The sequence below is a fragment of the Sphingobium sp. VMM genome, assembly GCF_056790315.1.
Genome location: NZ_JBXGSI010000060.1, coordinates 1 through 1,117 on the forward strand (window position 1 = coordinate 1; position 1,117 = coordinate 1,117).

The 1,117-nt window shown below is 60.9% G+C and carries 1 pseudogene; it reads right to left on the reverse strand.

Annotation, left to right across the window (positions count from 1 at the left end):
• Positions 1–1,058 (reverse strand): annotated as a pseudogene (locus tag ACUCV3_RS27290) (IS3 family transposase); the annotation flags it as partial.
• Positions 1,059–1,117 lie beyond the last annotated feature (59 nt).

Consider the following 1,117-nt stretch of genomic DNA (forward strand, 5'->3'; position numbering starts at 1 on the left):
GGTTGTAGAACATCTCGATGTAATCGAACACATCCTGCCGGGCTTCATCGCGTGTTTTGTAGGTACGGCGCCGAATGCGCTCACGCTTGAGCGAGGAGAAGAAGCTCTCGGCGACGGCGTTGTCATGGCAGTTGCCGCGCCGGCTCATCGAATGCTCAAGATTGTGAGCCCGGATGAAGGCCGCCCAGTCCATGCTGGTGAACTGCGAGCCCTGATCCGAGTGGATCAGCACCCGTTGCTTCGGTTTGCGCCGCCATACCGCCATGTGCAGCGCCTGCAGCACCGCATCGGTGGTCTGCCTGCTCTGCATCGACCAACCCACCACGCGGCGGGAATAGAGATCAATCACGACGGCCAGATAGGCAAAGCCCTCCAGGGTCCGGATGTAGGTGATGTCTGTCACCCAGGCCCTGTCGGGTGCGGCCACGTCGAACTGGCGATCCAGAGTGTTGTCGACCGCCAGGGACGGCTTGCCGCCATAGCTCCCCGGTCGGCGCTTGTAGCCGACCTGCGCTTTGATACCCGCCAGCCTGGTCAGCCGGGCAACGCGGTTCGGGCAGCAGGTCTCGCCCTGATCCAGCAGGTCGTCGTGCAGCTTGCGGTAGCCATAGACCTTGCCGCTGTCGTTCCAGGCTTGCCGGATCAACTCTGTCTGCCGAGCATCTTCCTGGGCCCGCGTGCTCAGTGGGCTCTTCTGCCAAGCATAGAAACCGCTGGGCTGGATGCGCAGACACCGACACATCGATCGAACCCCGAACTGGTCACGATGCTCGGCGACAAATGCGTATCTCACTTTGCATCCCTGGCGAAATACGCGGTGGCTTTTTTTAGGATGTCGCGCTCCTCGGTCACCCGGGCCAGCTCGCGCTTCAGCTGGCGGATCTCGGCATCCTTGCTGGCATCGCCAGACACCACCTCGCCAGTTGTCGCTTCCAAGCATACAGCGAATGCTGACTGACGCCGAGCCGCTCAGATACCTCCGCTACCGGATACCCTCGCTCGGTGATCTGCGCCACCGCATCACGCTTGAACTCATCGCTGAAATTGGGCTTCCCCATCGTCGTCTCCTGTCCTCAAAATTAGGATAGAAGGCGTCCAGAAATCTAGGGGCTACTCA